This is a genomic window from Micromonospora sp. LOL_013 (assembly GCF_048060315.1).
Lineage (GTDB): Bacteria > Actinomycetota > Actinomycetes > Mycobacteriales > Micromonosporaceae > Micromonospora_E.
Map to the genome: position 1 here is coordinate 1 of NZ_JBHMIQ010000101.1, position 895 is coordinate 895.

Here is an 895-nt window from a genome sequence, read left to right on the forward strand (position 1 = left end):
GCAGCTCAGGGCGGATGCGGTAGGCCCGCTGATCGATGGGTGCGAGGCTCCGGGTAGGACAGCTGTCGACCAAGACTCGAAGCCCCGACCGGGAGCCTCGCCATGCTGTCCTACCCCGCCACGATCTCGTTGTCCAGCCGCACCCTGAACCACCTGGCCGAACGCATCCGCAGCCACCGTAAGCAGCGCCGATCGCGGTGGCGGCGCCTCCAACCCGGCCGGCAGGCGCTGCTCGCCCTGGCCCATCTGCGCAACGGCGACACCTACACCCGACTCGCGGCCGGCTTCGAGACCGGCGTCGCCACCGCCTGGCGCTACGTCCAGGAAGCGATAGCCCTGCTCGCGACGGCCGCCGATGACCTGGCCACCGCCATGGTACGGATCCGCCGACTGGCGTACGCGATCCTGGACGGCACCCTGATTCCGATCGATCGGGTCGCCGACCAGCGACCCTACTACTCTGGGAAACACAAGCACCACGGCGTGAATGTGCAGGTCATCGCCGATGCCGCTGGCCGGCTCGTCTGGGCTTCACCGGCGCTGCCCGGTTCGGTTCATGACCTGACCGCAGCCAGGACCTACGGCATTATCGATGCGCTGACCAGGGCGGACGTGATGACCTTCGCCGACAAGGGCTACCAAGGAGCCCGCGGCAGCGTGCGCACTCCGTTCAAGCGACGCCGCTTCCGCCCGAAGCTGTCACGCCGGCAGAAGGCCATCAACCGCGCCCACGCGAAGATCCGCGCCCGCGGTGAACGCGCAATCGCCACCCTCAAGGCCTGGAAGATCCTGGCCAAGCTGCGCTGCTGTCCACGGCGAGCGACCGCGATCGTGCAGGCCATCCTCGTTCTGCACCACGTCGAGACCGACCGCTACGCAGCATGAAAAGGGCTCA

The 895-nt window shown here is 68.0% G+C and carries 1 protein-coding gene; it reads left to right on the forward strand.

Annotation, left to right across the window (positions count from 1 at the left end):
• Positions 1-102: 102 nt before the first annotated feature.
• Entirely contained in the window at positions 103-885 is a 783-nt protein-coding gene (locus ACFHWS_RS28490) for a transposase family protein (protein ID WP_416556553.1), read from the forward strand.
• The last annotated feature ends 10 nt before the right edge of the window (positions 886-895 follow it).

Excerpts from the sequence above, each read along its gene's own strand:
- ACFHWS_RS28490 (WP_416556553.1), top strand. The coding sequence starts at position 103 with ATGCTGTCCTACCCCGCCACGATCTCGTTGTCCAGCCGCACCCTGAAC.